Genomic DNA, 14,131 nt, shown 5'->3' on the forward strand with positions numbered 1-14,131 from the left:
TCAGGGGCCTGGCGATGTTGTCTGGAACACCGCCAATTGCGGCGATCGCCGCATTGCCGCCGTCCGCGCCCCGGTCTATACCGCCCCGATGAGATTACGCGCCGACATCTTCGTTTCCGCACTCCTGCGCCGCGTCTTCGCCAGCGGCGATTTTGCCGCCGTCGAAAAGAAGGGTGCGGAGGAGGCGGGTGCGATCTTCATCCTCCAGCACTTCCGCGATGGCCTGGAAACGCTCTATGCGCCAGCGCCGCAGACCGCCTTCGGCGAGAGCGAGGCCGGCGACCGGCTGTTCGAAATCCGCCTGTCGCGCAGCGATCCGGAAGCGGTGCGTGCCATGCTGGAGCGCGAACGCAGGTTCGACCCCGATCTCTGGATCGTCGAGCTGGAGGCGGAGGAATTGGGAGACATGCTCCCGCTTGCAAAAGATGGCTGACAGCCGAGCCGAATGACCGAGGCTGTCAGCTCAGCGCGATCGCCGTCCGAGGACACGCAAGTCGCGTTGCGGCGGTGACTGTCGGATGAAGCGGTGGTTTTCCGTTTCCTGGAGCGCCGGCGCATTAGCCACTTCGGGCTTATAGGTGTAGCGATCGGCGCGGCGCCAGGCGTCCACACGTTCGTGGCATTCTTCTGGATCGAGCGCATCGAGCACCATCCAGCCGCGTGTGACGTTGTGCTGCTGTTCGGCAAGGTGTGGATAGAGCTTCTCGAGTACGAAGACGGCGTCCAGAAAGCCCATGCCGAGGCTCGTCAGCGTCGTCGCCAGCTGTTGGCCGGAAAGATCGAGCATGATGCGCTCGGCAAGCCAGCGGCTGGCCGACAGCGCATCGGCAAGCGCGGTTGCGAAATGCGTCGCCTCGCGCGAGCGGGCGAAGCGTACCAGCAAAGCCTCCTGAATATCGGTGAGCGTGCGCAGGCCGAGCCTGTCCTCGTCGGCCCGGCCGAGATGACCGGCAAGACCGAGGATACGCTCGCGCAGCGCCTCCTCATTGGCAATCCTCTGCCCCTGTAGCGCCTCCGCCTCAGTGGTCTCGGTCGGCGCCGGCGAAAGCGCAACCGTCTGCGCTTCTGTGATTGGCGCTGGCGCGGCCGCCGGCCGCGGTTGGCTCTGGCGCAGCGCCACCAGCGCATCGATGACCTTCGGCGAGAGTGAATCGCGGCTGACGATCGCCCTGACATGCGCTGCACCCTGCGTGCGCGCGATGGTAATCAGCGTGTCGTCGGCAATTGCCTTGGAGGCGGCAAGAAAAGGGGCTGCGATCTCGATCGGCTGGTTGCCGATGAACAGCGCCACGGCTGCCGGCATGTTTGCGCATTGGGAGAGCGCCGCGACCGCTTGGCGCTTGGCCTCATCGGAGGAGGCCTGGAATAGCGGCATGAAAAGCTCGGCGAATTGGCGCAGTTCGGACCGTGTCGGATGAGACAGGTTCTCAAAACTGCTGACAGTCGCCATCAATACCACGTCCTTTTTCCTGACGGCCAATGGGCCCTCTAGGTCTCGAAACCGGTCACGCACAAGAACACCCCGAAAACGCCGAACCAAGGGGAACCACGGGCCGATATGCGCTGGCGGAACGCATGTCGGACCACATGGGTTATGAACAAATCCTACACCGGTACGGTTAATGCATGCTGAAGATTTTATTAAAATTTGACGGAATTATACACGCGGGACGTGTCGCGACATCATCGGCCGGCAGTCCAACAATGCCGATTTGAAAAGGCGTTGCAGCGATTGCTCATCGCTGGTGACGGGGGGAAAGTTCAGGCGGCCCTGCGATCGCGTAGCGCGTGCAGCAGGGTTTCGCGGCTGTCGTGACCGGCCTGATAAAGGTCGAGGGCTGCGGATGCCGCAAACTGCGCCTCGACGCTCTTGACGTCGATGCGCCGTTCCGCGCACCAGGCATCGAGTGCACCGCGCAACACGTCGAGATCCTCAGGCGAGAAAGATGAATTCACCAGCAAAGACATCGCCGGCCCTCCGCATTCCGGCAAGAGCGCGCAATATCCGCGATCGACCGGTGCCCGGAAACGTGTGATCGACGATTGAACCATACGCGCATCCGAATCGGTCGCAATTAAATATTTTCATGAAGTATTTTTGCAACAGTATGCATTTCCGGCCGAGTAACCTGCCGGTGTTCATGCCAACCATATGAATTGTTTCTAATTTTATACATCGATGCCAAGCCGTGTCTCTGCGTGGGCGGGTGAAACCAAATCATCTCTTCGCGCGTTAGAGAGGAAGTAACGTGAACTGTGTTTGGCGTCCACCGAACATTAGTAAGCTGTTAACTGACATCTGTCTCAATTCGGCTAGGAACGACGCGATTTGAGTGTTTTGATCGTTGAAAGTCCTGATCACGGTATTTCAATCAGGTGCCGTGGGAAAGGCGCGAATGCCCTCGGTCCGGTCACTCCGGCACTGCAGGACGCGCTGGCTCGCACATTGGCGGGCAGGGTGAAATCCATCGCAAGTTCATCCGTCTCGGGCAGTGCATGGAGACGAGAATGGCAATAGTAGTCGCATTGGCGGATTGGCAGCCGCGGGCGCCGCGTCGCCCGGACAAACAACCCCGCGAAGCCAAGATCCTATGGTTCACCGGCGTCCGCTACGAGCGGCTGGCCGAGAGCCCCAGGCGCGTGCCGGCGCCCGCGCCGCGCGTCAACACGAAGTGACGCCTGCTCAACCTTAGCGGGCGATGAATTGCTCGCAGCCGGCTTCCGTCAGGAAGTTCCGCGCTGCCTCATCGAAACTTGCCTGCGGCGCCAGCGTCCGCAGCACGGCGTAGCCGTCCGGTCGGGCCATCTCCACCAGAATCGCCTGCTGCAATTCCTGCGGCAGGTTCTTGCGCAGGTCGGTCAGCTGGATCGGACCGCCTGCCAGCACATCGAGCGCGCCGCCGACAGAGGTCCTGTCGTTCATGCTGAAGACCTCGTTGGAGGCGCTGTCGTAGATCGCGATCGACCAGAAGGGCACATTGCCCTTGGCAGTGAAATGCACCGGCGCATCTTCGACGTCGAAGGAGCAGACGGCGGTGCGCACGAAGGGGTCGCCATTGGCAAGGCCTGCCTCGTCATATCGGCCGCCGAGCAGGGTGAAATTATTCAGGTCACCCTCCGCCTCTACACGGGTCGCCGCATCCTTGCCGGTGAAATGCGGCAGCGAAAGGATGATGACGAGGTGCAGCAGCGCGGCGCCGAAAAGGCCGGTCAGGATGGCGAAGAATATCCTAAGCATTGCCGCATCCGGTCTTGGTGAGCTTCGGCATGGCAAGGTCGATCACCCCGGAACTGCCGGCGGTCGGCGTGTCGAACAGCGTCAGCACAAGCCGGAAGGTGCCGGCCTCTGGCAAGGCCAGCCAGTTGCCCGGCTGCGCGACGGCTGAGATTTCGATCGAGAAGCTGCTGTCCGGCTGGCGCAGCACCGTCCAGGAATTGAGCGCTGCCGGATGTCCGGTCGTCACCGCCGCCGGATTGCCGCCATTGTCGGCGGTAAACAGGGTCCAGAGCCGGGCAGGCGGCGTCTGCCCGCTGATGCGGTAGCGGCAACCGGCATTCAGCCGCGCGCCATCATCGTCGACGCTCGCCGTAAAGGTCAGGCCTTCGGCGCTGCCATAAAGCAGTTTGCCGGCGCGCGCGCGGTGCGACTTGGCATAAGGATCGGCCTCGACCGTCTGCAACGCCGGAAAAGCCTCCCAGGCGCCGAGCTTGATCGCCCCGAAACCCTGTGTGGCATCCAGCGCATAAAGCGAAATCATGATCCCGCCGCCGAAGGCGACGATCAGCGTGACCAGGATGAAGAGGGGAAACCGAAACACGTCATGACCTTGGAAACCATATCAGATGAAAGGGTTACCACTGATTCTGGCGGGGTGGAATGCCACGAGACGACATGGATGCCGATCAGTCCGGTTAACGTCGAAAGCTGCCCCTCACCCTAACCCCGACGGGTGGGCCTTGGGAGATGTGTATATGCCCTAGCGTAAACGGGGCGAGGGGACGTGCCATGCGAGAGGCAGGCGAGAAACGGGGAGGGCGAGGCTATCTCCGTTCGCCCCGTTTGCGGGGAGAAGGTCCCGGCAGGCGGAGGAGGGGCCCGCCTCGCCGATCTCCTTGGCATTGTGCCGACACGAACAAAAGCGCCGCATCCACCCAGAATCTATTCCACACTCGCGACTTTCTGCGGCGCAAGCGGAACGGCATCCTTCAGCTTTTTGCCGAGATCTTTCAAGATATTCGTCGACTGAACCGAGAGCATGCGCGGCCGGATGAGCTGCGGCAATCCATCCTGCGGCTTGGCGGCGGCGGTCTTGGCGAGATCCTTTTCCGAGGGCAGGGGATTTTCGACCCCAGGTATGGCCCGCAGCGTCACACCCTGATGGGCGTAGTCCATGGCGCGCTTGAAGGTCATCGCCGGCAGCGAGCCGCCGGTCATGTTGTTGGTCGAGGTGTAGTCGTCATTGCCGAACCAGACGGCGCAGGTATAGTTGCCGGTGAACCCGACGAACCAGGCGTCGCGATAGGCCTGGGTCGTGCCGGTCTTGCCGGCTGTCAGAATGCCATTGTCGAGGGCTGCCTTGCGCGCCGTGCCGACATAGGGAACGCGCGACAGCATCTGGTTCATGTAGGCGTCGGCCTTTTCGGACAACACACGTTTGGCTGCCGGCTCGTCACGGTCGAAATCGTAGAGCACGTCGCCGTCATAATCGAGGACCTGGGTTATGCCGTGGCGACGCGACTGGTAGCCGCCGGCCGGGAAGGTGGCATAGGCCGTCGCCTGATCGAGCACCGTCACCTCGGATGTGCCGATCGGAATGGTGACGTCGTCGCGGATCGGCGTCTCGACGCCGAGGTTTTTCGCCATCGCCCGGATCGGCTGAATGCCGAGTTTTTCCTTGGCGAGCCGCACCGGCACGGTGTTGATCGACTGGGCGATCGCGGTCTCGAGCGTTATGCGGCCGGCATAGTGGTTGGCATAATTATGCGGGCTCCAATTGCCCCAGGAGATCGGCGCGTCGACGATGGTCGTTTGCGGCGTCATCCCGCTCTCCATCGCCACCGAATAGGTATAGACCTTGAAAGAGGAGCCCGGCTGGCGCAGCGCCCTGGTGGCGCGGTTGAACTGGCTCTCGCCGTAATCGCGGCCGCCGACCATGGCGCGCACGGCGCCGCCATTCTCGATCATCACCATGGCGCCCTGCTTGGCGTGATAGGCCTCGCCATATTCCCGCAGCGACGTTTCGACTGAATCCTCAGCCGCCTGCTGGATGCCCATGTCGATCGTCGTGCGCACGATCAGCGAATGCTGGTGGAAACGCGGCGAAAGCCGCTGCACCTCGTCGAAGGCCCAGTCTAGGAAGAAGTCGGGCGATTCCACCTCGTTGCGGTCGACGACGGTGGCCGGGTTGCGCCGGGCGGCAATCACCTGGCCCTCGGTCATCAGCCCGCTCTGCACGAGATTGGTCAGCACCTCGTTGGCGCGCGCACGCGCTGCCGGCAGGTTGACATGCGGGGCGTATTTCGCGGGCGCCTTGAACAGGCCGGCGAGCATGGCGGATTCGGCGAGGTTTACATCGGTGATATTCTTGCCGAAATAGAACTGTGCCGCCGCGGCTGCGCCAAACGTGCCGCCGCCCATATAGGCCCGGTCGAGATAGGTGGAGAGGATTTCCTTCTTGGAAAGGTTTGCCTCGAGCCAAAGTGCCAGGAATGCCTCGGTGACCTTGCGGTCGATCGAGCGTTCGTTGGAGAGGAACAGGTTCTTGGCCAACTGCTGGGTCAGCGTCGAGCCACCCTGCACGACTTCGCCGGCCTGGGCGTTGGTGACCATAGCGCGGAAGAGGCCGATGGCGTCGATGCCGAAATGGTCGAAGAAGCGCCGGTCTTCGGTGGCGAGCACGGACTTGATCAGGGAATCGGGCAGTTCATCGATCGGCACGGAATTTTGATGGATGACGCCGCGATGGCCGATGACGTAGCCGTAGCGGTCGGTGAAGGTGACGGCGAAATCGCCGCGGTTACGCCAGTCCTCCTTGGTCGCCTCGAAGGCGGGCTGGGCAAGCAGCAGCATCAGCACCGAGCCGGCGGCCCCGAGCGTCAGCCCTTCGCCGGCAAGTTCGAATACCATGCGCTTCCAGCCGCGCACGCGGAAGCGGCGGAAGAAGATGGTGATGTCTTCCCAGATCTCGGCGGCACGGAAGCCGGCGTTCCAGACGGTCGAATCGATCCACGAATCGATGCGCAGCAGAATGTGACGGCTCTTCGTCGGCCGCTTGTCCGCCGCTTTTTCTGGTTCATTTTCAGGCCCCTTTTCGGGGTTGTCCGGATCCTGCACGTCCTGTATTCCCGCCTGATCGCGCTTCGCTCATATCCGACCGTCGGAAAGCGACGAAAGCGCGAGGCCGCCATATGGCCGCAATGCTCTCCGATACCAGAAGAAAGTTCTCCGGTACCAGGAGCATGCTGAAGAATTGATTGATTTTGCGCCTGATAACAAGAGAGATAGATGGGGGTCACGTGAATTTGCGGGCCGCTGTTGCAAGAAACGAACGATGAACGATCTGCCCTTCTGGAAGAGCAAGACACTGGCCGAAATGACCGTCGCCGAGTGGGAAAGCCTCTGCGACGGCTGCGGCCTCTGTTGCCTCAACAAGATCGAGGAATGGGATAGCGGCGATATCTACTTCACCTCGGTCAGCTGCAAGCTGCTCGACGGCCAAAGCTGTCGCTGCTCGAGCTATGAGAACCGCTGGGATTTCGTGCCGGATTGCGTGCAACTGACCAAGGAGAACGTGCCCGATATCGCCTGGCTGCCGCCCACCTGCGGCTACCGGCTGGTCAACGAAGGCCGCGATCTCTACTGGTGGCATCCGCTCGTCTCCGGCGATCCGGAAACCGTTCATGCCGCCGGCATTTCCGCCCGAGGGCGCACCATCAACGAAAATGAGATCGATATCGACGATCTCGAAGACTACGTCGTCGACTGGCCGCTGACCGTGGGCGAAGAGAAGGATGAGGAAGAAGAAGCCTAGCTGGAGCAGGATGATTTGAGGCCCGCCTAAAATCTGAATCCTGTTCTCAATTAAAGAGTTAGAGCATGATGTCATAAGAAAATCGCTCACACTTTTCGGCGTCATGCTCTAGATGCGGGCTACCGCCGCGAGGAAACGCCGCAGTTCCGTCTCCACATAAACATCCACCGGCCCATTTGCACTAAAACCCCACCAGGTGAGCGAGCCCTGCCATTGCGACAGCATCAGCCGGGCGATCGACTCCGGCGCGGTTGTCGATCCGAAACAGCGAACGATCGCCACCGTCAGCGCTTTTCCCCAGGTGGCCCCGCGGGCGCGCAGCACCGGATCACGAAAGTCTTCACGAAGCACCAGCAGTCCCTCGCCATAGGCGGCGGCATTGTCGCCGTAATCCAGCGACAGGCCGACAAGCAGGGCGATCGCGCCTTCCGGCGTTTTCGGCACGCTCTCGGCAAGCCTCGTGGTTTCCGCATCCAGCCCGTCCCAGGCGTATAGCAGCGCTGCACGCAGCATCGCCGCCTTCGTCGCAAACCGCTGCACCAGCGTCGAGCCGGAAAGGCCGCTGGCTTTGGCCACTGCAGCAAAAGTCGCCGCATCCGGCCCCTCGGCATGGATCAGCGCCAGCACCATGGCGAGAAGCTGTTCATCGGAAAGCGTGCGGCGGCGCGGCATGAAATTCCTCTTGCATTCGCCCCATTTATGAACGAACGTTCGTTTATATACAATCGGCTTTTTTTTGAGTTCTAGCGTGGAGGATGGAGAAGTGACAGCGAACTTGCGGGAGAAAGTGGCTTTAGTGGCAGGCGCAACGCGCGGCGCCGGCCGCGGCATCGCGGTGGAACTCGGTGCTGTCGGCGCCACCGTCTACGTAACAGGACGCACGACGCGTGCCCGGCAATCCGAATATGCGCGACCGGAGACGATCGAGGAGACGGCCGAACTGGTAACGGCTGCGGGCGGCAGGGGCATTGCCGTGCAGGTCGACCATCTCGTTGTGGCTGAGGTCGAGGCGCTGGTGGCCCGCATCCGGGCGGAGACCGGCAAGCTCGATATTCTCGTCAACGACATCTGGGGCGGCGAGAAGCTGTTCGAATGGGACAAGGCAGTCTGGGAGCATTCGCTGGACAACGGCCTGCGCATGCTGCGGCTCGGCATCGAAACACATCTGATCACCGCCCACTACGCCCTGCCGCTGATGATCGAACGGCCGGGTGGACTGCTGGTGGAGATGACCGATGGCACGGCCGAATACAACGCCAGCCATTACCGGCTGTCGCCCTTCTATGACCTCGTCAAAACGGGTGTCACCCGCATGGCCTGGGCGCATTCTCAGGATTTGGCAAAACGCGGCGCCACTGCGGTTTCAATCACGCCTGGCTGGCTGCGCTCCGAAATGATGCTGGATGCTTTTGGTGTTCGAGAGGAGAACTGGCGCGAGGCGACGAAGACGCAGCCGCATTTCGCCATTTCCGAAACCCCGCGCTTCGTCGGCCGCGCGGTCGCGGCCATCGCCGCCGATCCCGACCGCGCCCGCTGGAACGGCCAGTCGCTGTCGAGCGGTGGACTGGCCAAGGTCTACGGCTTCGATGACATCGACGGCTCGCGGCCGGATTGCTGGCGCTACATGGTGGAAGTGCAGGAGCCGGGCAAGCCGGCGGACGTGACCGGCTATCGCTAATGCATGTCATCAGGAAGTGTGCAGCAGTACCGGAATAACGACCTGCCTAAAACAAAGGATCAAGCGCATCGCATCAATCAAATTTGATGCAACGCGCTTTAAGGCCTCTGATTACCGCGCGGCTGCGAGCCGCGCCGCATCGCGAAACGACACCAGCCGTTTGGTCTGTTCGTCCCACAGCACAAGCTTGACGCAACGCAGGCTTTCCATGAGCGTGATCCGGCCGAGGTCGGCAAGCTCAGGATGGTCTCGCAGCACCTCCGGCAGCCGGTAATAGGGCACCCGGCTCGACAGATGATGCACGTGGTGGATGCCGATATTGCCGGTAATCCAGCGCAGCACCGGCGGCAGGTCGTAATGCGAGGCGCCGTGGAGGGCGGCATGCTGGAACTGCCAGTCCGGATCCTTCGACCAATGGGTTTCCTCGAATTGATGCTGGACGTAGAACAGCCAGACACCGGCAGCACCGGCCAGAAGGACGGTCGGCAGATGCACCAGGAGGAAGGGGACGATCCCGACGGCCCAGATCAGCAGCGCTGCGACCAGTGCGATGGCAAGATTGGTCGCCATGGTCGAGACCCAGGGCAGAGCGCCGGAGCGCATCATGCCGAAAGGCAGGCGCTGCTTGATGAGGAACAGCCATGCCGGCCCGATCCCGAACATCACGATCGGGTGCCGGTAAAGCCGATAGCCAAGACGGCCCCAGCGCGACAGCGCATTGTATTCGGCGATCGTCAGCGTTTCGATGTCGCCGACGCCGCGCTCGTCCAGGTTCCCGGCCGAGGCGTGGTGTTCCGCATGCGCCCGGCGCCAATAGTCGTAAGGCGTCAGCGTCAGGACGCCGATCGTGCGCCCAACCCAGTCGTCGACGCCGCGGCGCGCGAAAAACGAGCCATGGCCGCAATCATGCTGGATCATGAACAGCCGCAGCAGAAAAGCGGCGGCGGGAACGACCAGGATCAGGCCGGGCCAGAAGCTGTAATGAACCGAGGCCCATGCGGCAGCCCAAAACAGCGCGAAGGGGACGACGGTGACGGCAAGCTCGAAAGCGCTACGTCCGGCTCTCGGCTGGCGATATCCGGCAAGAATCTTCAACCAGCGCTTTTCAGCAAAAAGCTCGTTGTGGCCCGCGGAGGGTTCCAAGGTTGCGGCGGGTTCGGCCAAAGGGGCCACTTGCATTTCCTCGCTCTCGTTGCGGCGCGCGGATTCGATCACAGAATAGCGCCATGAAAGGCCGCGATACTCGAAAGGCCGAGTGCGATCACCACAGCCGAGCGAATGAGAAAGAGCGGATAGTCGAAACGGTACATTGTATGAAAAGAGGTCATGGCTGCAGCACTTCCCGTTTTTCTGAAAACATGTCAATGGCGATAATGTCACGCCGGCGCGCGGCGCGGCCGATAGAACGCGCCATCACCTTCAAATCACACATGATTTTGTGCGCAAATCGATCCTGATTTCCGCTGTATGTGCGTGGGGGCTCGATGAGAGCGTCTATTTCTTTGGAGCACTGCCCTGCGGGGCGGTCGTGGTCGCCGTCTTCATCTGGTTGGCGAATGTGCTTTCCGTCTTAGCCGCCTGCTTGTCCTTCTTCGGCTTCCGGACCTCACGATTGCTTCTTACCTGTCCTTTTGCCATGGATAAATCTCCCGTTTGATCGAAAACTGAAAGCCGCAGCCTGCGCGGTGTTCGCCCACTTGTCGGTCGCGACCGGAGATCGCGGGGTCGTCATGAGGGCGACCCGACAACGCCGGGCCGCAGGAATTGAATGAAATGATGCCTGCTGAAACCGCATCGAAGTCTGGAGGCGGATGACCTGAGAGGTCACCAAAAGCCAAACCCGACGTTGAGACGGGACGTCACCATGCTTCGCGATCAGGAAAATGGCGGGGCCGGAATCCGGTCACCGCAAATGCCACATCGGCCAGATCAGCGAGCCATCTTCTTACACTGAAATTACGGTGCCATTAAGGCCATTGCCGCAAGAAAGCCATATTTCCACAGGGCTTAATCATTGATGGGAAACAGGCGGATCAGCTTGGTTCTTTCCATTTCCGCTCGGCCTGATGCCGACATGATGCCACGGGCCAGGCAAAGGTCTCTATCCCGCCCGATATCGACAGGTACTTGCATGCCGCCGGCCTTGAGCAGGCGGTCGGTCATCGACAAAAGCAGGTCCAGCCGCGCCTGGCAACCGTCCGCTTCGAGGAGCGCCACCCGGCGCTCCCTGTCAATCTCTGCAAGTTCCTCGGCATGCTGTCGTTGTTGGTAAGCCCCGAACTGCACTCATCCAAAATAACCGGCCGCTACGACGCAGATACAGAGCAACAGGGTTTTTCGCACAATAATCCTTCGGAGCCGGGCAGCTCGGTTATGCGCAGTTTCAAAGTGATAGAGCGTCCTTGGAGCGTCTGAAAGACGCGCGGGGCATTAGACGGCGGCACGTTTTTCGCGGGGCAATCCCTGTATCGCATATCGGTTACAGACCGGGACGACCGGTTTCGGCGGTGCCTTCGGCTTGCCGAAATGGTATTCGAGCGCCCGTGAGAGCATGGCCGGCGAGGTGACACCCTCCTCGAACAATCTGATCAAAAGCACGGCGGCGACGTTGAAGACCCGTTGGTCCTCGATCAGGATTCTGGCGTCATAACCGGCGTCGTCGAGCACGCCCTGAAGCATGTCGAGATCGGACGAGGTCAGATGTGACTTTTCGGAAGTGGAAGACATAGGTCCTCCTTTCATCGGGGCGAAGGTATGAAAACCCTCAGTCGGCAGCGCCCGTACAATGGCTGCCGAAGGCGAGACCATGCGCCTTTCGCCGGAGCAAGGCAACGGGATTCTGCTGCTAATATTCGCTTTGTCTTATGAAGAGCCCGCACCGATCAGGGTGCGGGCGCAACGGTCATTCCGCCGCCTGATAGGCCGACGTCCGGGCGGCCGATGTCCGCGGACCGGCGGCTGCAAGCAGGGTAATCGCGACCGCGAGCAGCGCGACGAAGGCGATGCCGGCGACATAAGGATCCCAGCCGAAATGCGGTGCGGCGCCGAACACTGCCGAGGCGGCTGCGAGCACGATGCCGCCGCCGATCTGGAAAGAAGCGAAGAGCAGTCCGGAGGCAAGCCCCGATTTGTCATCCTCCACGTCGGAAAGGGCTGCGACCTGCACTGAAGGGTAGGTCAGGGCGTAACCGAGGCCGAGCGGGATTTGTGAGAACAGCACAAGCAGGATCGGGTCGACATGTCCGAGTGCGGTTACCCAGAAAATATAGCTGAAGGCCTGCAGGCCGACACCCGCCGCCATCAGGCCGGTGGCGCCGCGATTTTGCGCGAGTGTCGCAAAACGTGGCGCCAGGAACATCACGAAGACGCCGCCAAGCGCAAAGCAGAAGCCGGTGGTGAAGGCCGACCAGCCGATGACGTTCTGGTAATAGAGCGTCGCCAGAAACTGGAAGCCGACATAGGAACCCTGGAAGAGGGCGGCGATCGCATTGGCATGCCGGAGTTTCGCCCGGCGGAACATGCCAAGCGGCACCATCGGATCGGCATGGCGCGCTTCGACCAGCAGGAAGAGCAGGATCAGCGCCAGCGACGCGACGAGCGAACCCCAGGTCGCAAAAGCCTGCCAGCCGGCGGCAGCGGCATTGGTGATGCCGAAGACGAAGAGCAACAGGCCGGGGGTGATCGTCAGCGCGCCGGCCCAGTCGAAGGCGGGCCGCGGTCCCGTTCTTTTCGGGTCGGCCGGCAGCGCCAACGGCGCAAGAAAGAGCGTCAGGATGGCAACCGGCGCGCCCATGACGAGCGTCGCCCGCCAACTGAAGATCGTCGCCGCACCGCCGAGGACCATGCCGAGCACGAAGCCGGTGGCGCCGGTGGAGGCGAAGACCCCAAGCGCTTTTGCCCGCGCCTTCCCCTCGCCGAAGACGGAGAGCAGCAGCGCAAGGGCGGCAGGCGCGGTGAAGGCGGCGGCAATGCCCTTGATCAATCGGGCACCAATCAGCGTCGGCCCGCTGTCGACAAAGCCGCCGGCGATGCTGGCGGCGGCAAAAATCGCCAGCGACCACAGGAAGACGCGGCGGTGGCCGAAGACGTCGGCAACCCGGCCGCCGAGCAGTAGAAAGCCGCCATAGCCGAGCACATACGCGCTGACGGCCCATTGCAGCGATGTCGCCTCCATGCCGAGTTCGGCCTGGATGGCGGGCAGCGCGACACCGATGGTGGAGACGTCCATGGCGTCGAGAAAGTTGGCGGCACAGAGCAGCAGCAGTGCCAGCCCCGCTCCGCCTTTCGATTTGGAAAGTGTCATCGAAATCGTTCCTTCTTTGCTGCCGCCTCGTCGAGGGAGGTTGCGCGGACGGCAGGGAACGAGAAAATGTACAGCTTCCTAACCTATTGCAAATTGATAGTAGCCATGCCAGGTATTACTCACGATGATGAATGATGCTACGCTTCGAAAAATCGATCTGAACCTTTTGCTGGCCTTTTCGGTGCTGATGCAGGAGCGCAATGTCAGCCGCGCCGCCGAGCGCCTGCTGCTTGGCCAGCCAGGCCTGTCGGCCGCTTTGCGGCGCCTGCGCGAGGCGCTGGATGACGAACTCTTCGTGCGTGTCGGCCGCGGTCTGCAGCCGACACCGCGCGCCCTTTCCATTGCCCCGGCGATCGAGGATGCGCTATCGGGCATCGAACGCGCCATCCGCCCGCAGGCCGAGTTTGATCCGGCAAGCTGGCAGGGCGAGTTCCGCATCGGCATGTGCGACAATCTCGAATCAGCTTTCTTCGGCCCGCTTGCCGCCCGTCTTCTCCAGCTTTCGCCGGGCGCCCGGCTGATCGGCATCGCGTCCGAAAAGCGCGATGCCGCCCGCCGGTTGGACGAGGGGGTCTTCGACTTCAGCGTTTCCGTGCATGACGAACCGGCCTCCTGGCACATCCGCGCGCCGCTGTTCGACCAGGCCTCGATCTGCATTTACGATGACGCTCAACTCCGACTGGAGGCGCCGCTGAGCCTTGAGGATTTCGCCACTGTCGCCCATCTCACCGTCTCGTTCGAAGGCAATGCCTCGACCAGCATCGACACCGCACTGAGCCGCACCGGCCATGTCAGGCGTGTGGTGGCGACGGTGCCGCGCTTTTCCGCCCTGCCGACGGCGTTGCGGGCGATGCCCGCCATCGCCATCGTGCCGGAATCGATCGGTCGCTGCATGGCGCAACTGCATGGGCTGACCATCTCAGCGCCGCCGCTTTCGCTGCCGGCCGATCCGGTGACCATGCTCTACCGCCGGGTCGACCAGGCCGACGGCCGGGCGCGCTGGTTCCGCCGCCTGTTCCTCGACGTCGCCGGCGAGGCGCTCGTAGCCTCCGGCTGCCGCGTCTCGATCATGAGAGCGGCGGCCTAAGCAATTCCAGGAAAAGTGCGAAGCGGTTTTCC

16 protein-coding genes are annotated in these 14,131 nt (G+C 62.0%); 5 read left to right on the forward strand and 11 right to left on the reverse strand.

Features of this window, described 5'->3' with window-relative positions:
• Positions 1 to 88 precede the first annotated feature (88 nt).
• The gene (locus J3O30_RS06975; protein WP_207583515.1) at positions 89 to 433 is read left to right on the forward strand and encodes a DUF1491 family protein; all 345 of its coding nucleotides are present in this window, start codon (positions 89 to 91) and stop codon (positions 431 to 433) included.
• Positions 434 to 463: 30 nt separating this feature from the next.
• On the opposite strand, the gene J3O30_RS06980 is transcribed toward J3O30_RS06975, so the two are convergent.
• Both J3O30_RS06980 and J3O30_RS06985 read right to left on the reverse strand, forming a co-directional pair.
• The gene (locus J3O30_RS06980) at positions 464 to 1,513 is read right to left on the reverse strand and encodes a DUF2336 domain-containing protein (RefSeq protein WP_207583516.1); all 1,050 of its coding nucleotides are present in this window, start codon (positions 1,511 to 1,513) and stop codon (positions 464 to 466) included.
• A 248-nt stretch (positions 1,514 to 1,761) separates the two neighbouring features.
• A complete protein-coding gene (locus tag J3O30_RS06985; RefSeq protein ID WP_207583517.1) occupies positions 1,762 to 1,968 on the reverse strand; it encodes a hypothetical protein in 207 nt (68 codons plus the stop codon).
• Between the two features lie 540 nt (positions 1,969 to 2,508).
• Between J3O30_RS06985 and J3O30_RS06990 the strand changes: the two genes are divergently transcribed.
• Positions 2,509 to 2,676, forward strand: coding sequence for a hypothetical protein (locus tag J3O30_RS06990; RefSeq protein ID WP_207583518.1), 168 nt, complete (start codon positions 2,509 to 2,511; stop codon positions 2,674 to 2,676).
• A gap of 13 nt (positions 2,677 to 2,689) precedes the next feature.
• On the opposite strand, the gene J3O30_RS06995 is transcribed toward J3O30_RS06990, so the two are convergent.
• The 3 genes from J3O30_RS06995 to J3O30_RS07005 all read right to left on the reverse strand — a co-directional run bounded on the left by J3O30_RS06995 (position 2,690) and on the right by J3O30_RS07005 (position 6,334).
• Positions 2,690 to 3,238: a DUF1254 domain-containing protein gene (locus J3O30_RS06995; protein WP_207583519.1), complete on the reverse strand. Its 549-nt coding sequence runs from the start codon at positions 3,236 to 3,238 to the stop codon at positions 2,690 to 2,692.
• On the reverse strand, positions 3,231 to 3,818 hold the full coding sequence (locus J3O30_RS07000; protein WP_207583520.1) for a DUF1214 domain-containing protein: 588 nt from the start codon (positions 3,816 to 3,818) through the stop codon (positions 3,231 to 3,233). Before J3O30_RS07000 ends, J3O30_RS06995 begins: the two co-directional genes overlap by 8 nt.
• Before the next feature lie 341 nt (positions 3,819 to 4,159).
• Complete coding sequence (locus tag J3O30_RS07005; protein WP_207583521.1) at positions 4,160 to 6,334, reverse strand: PBP1A family penicillin-binding protein; 2,175 nt, start codon at positions 6,332 to 6,334, stop codon at positions 4,160 to 4,162.
• Between the two features lie 217 nt (positions 6,335 to 6,551).
• Between J3O30_RS07005 and J3O30_RS07010 the strand changes: the two genes are divergently transcribed.
• The gene (locus J3O30_RS07010) at positions 6,552 to 7,031 is read left to right on the forward strand and encodes a YcgN family cysteine cluster protein (RefSeq protein ID WP_207583522.1); all 480 of its coding nucleotides are present in this window, start codon (positions 6,552 to 6,554) and stop codon (positions 7,029 to 7,031) included.
• 108 nt (positions 7,032 to 7,139) lie between these two features.
• Here the strand turns inward: J3O30_RS07010 and J3O30_RS07015 are convergent, their stop codons facing one another.
• A complete protein-coding gene (locus tag J3O30_RS07015) occupies positions 7,140 to 7,703 on the reverse strand; it encodes a TetR family transcriptional regulator (protein ID WP_207583523.1) in 564 nt (187 codons plus the stop codon).
• A gap of 91 nt (positions 7,704 to 7,794) precedes the next feature.
• Here J3O30_RS07015 and J3O30_RS07020 point away from each other — a divergent pair, with 91 nt between their 5' ends.
• The gene (locus tag J3O30_RS07020; protein ID WP_207583524.1) at positions 7,795 to 8,709 is read left to right on the forward strand and encodes an SDR family oxidoreductase; all 915 of its coding nucleotides are present in this window, start codon (positions 7,795 to 7,797) and stop codon (positions 8,707 to 8,709) included.
• Between the two features lie 111 nt (positions 8,710 to 8,820).
• Here J3O30_RS07020 and J3O30_RS07025 read toward each other — a convergent pair whose 3' ends face one another.
• The 5 genes from J3O30_RS07025 to J3O30_RS07045 all read right to left on the reverse strand — a co-directional run bounded on the left by J3O30_RS07025 (position 8,821) and on the right by J3O30_RS07045 (position 13,012).
• Entirely contained in the window at positions 8,821 to 9,888 is a 1,068-nt protein-coding gene (locus J3O30_RS07025; RefSeq protein ID WP_246762734.1) for a fatty acid desaturase, read from the reverse strand.
• Between the two features lie 315 nt (positions 9,889 to 10,203).
• The gene (locus J3O30_RS07030) at positions 10,204 to 10,347 is read right to left on the reverse strand and encodes a hypothetical protein (RefSeq protein ID WP_204330206.1); all 144 of its coding nucleotides are present in this window, start codon (positions 10,345 to 10,347) and stop codon (positions 10,204 to 10,206) included.
• 369 nt (positions 10,348 to 10,716) lie between these two features.
• The gene (locus J3O30_RS33120; RefSeq protein ID WP_311043800.1) at positions 10,717 to 10,995 is read right to left on the reverse strand and encodes a hypothetical protein; all 279 of its coding nucleotides are present in this window, start codon (positions 10,993 to 10,995) and stop codon (positions 10,717 to 10,719) included.
• 144 nt (positions 10,996 to 11,139) lie between these two features.
• The gene (locus tag J3O30_RS07040; protein WP_207583526.1) at positions 11,140 to 11,517 is read right to left on the reverse strand and encodes a hypothetical protein; all 378 of its coding nucleotides are present in this window, start codon (positions 11,515 to 11,517) and stop codon (positions 11,140 to 11,142) included.
• Positions 11,518 to 11,611: 94 nt separating this feature from the next.
• Positions 11,612 to 13,012, reverse strand: coding sequence for an MFS transporter (locus J3O30_RS07045; RefSeq protein ID WP_207583527.1), 1,401 nt, complete (start codon positions 13,010 to 13,012; stop codon positions 11,612 to 11,614).
• A gap of 124 nt (positions 13,013 to 13,136) precedes the next feature.
• On the opposite strand from J3O30_RS07045, the gene J3O30_RS07050 reads away from it, so the two are divergent.
• Positions 13,137 to 14,099 (forward strand): LysR family transcriptional regulator, encoded by a 963-nt coding sequence (locus J3O30_RS07050; protein WP_207583528.1) that lies wholly within the window; start codon positions 13,137 to 13,139, stop codon positions 14,097 to 14,099.
• Positions 14,100 to 14,131: the final 32 nt, after the last annotated feature.

The sequence above is a fragment of the Rhizobium sp. NZLR1 genome (assembly GCF_017357385.1).
Classification (GTDB): domain Bacteria; phylum Pseudomonadota; class Alphaproteobacteria; order Rhizobiales; family Rhizobiaceae; genus Rhizobium.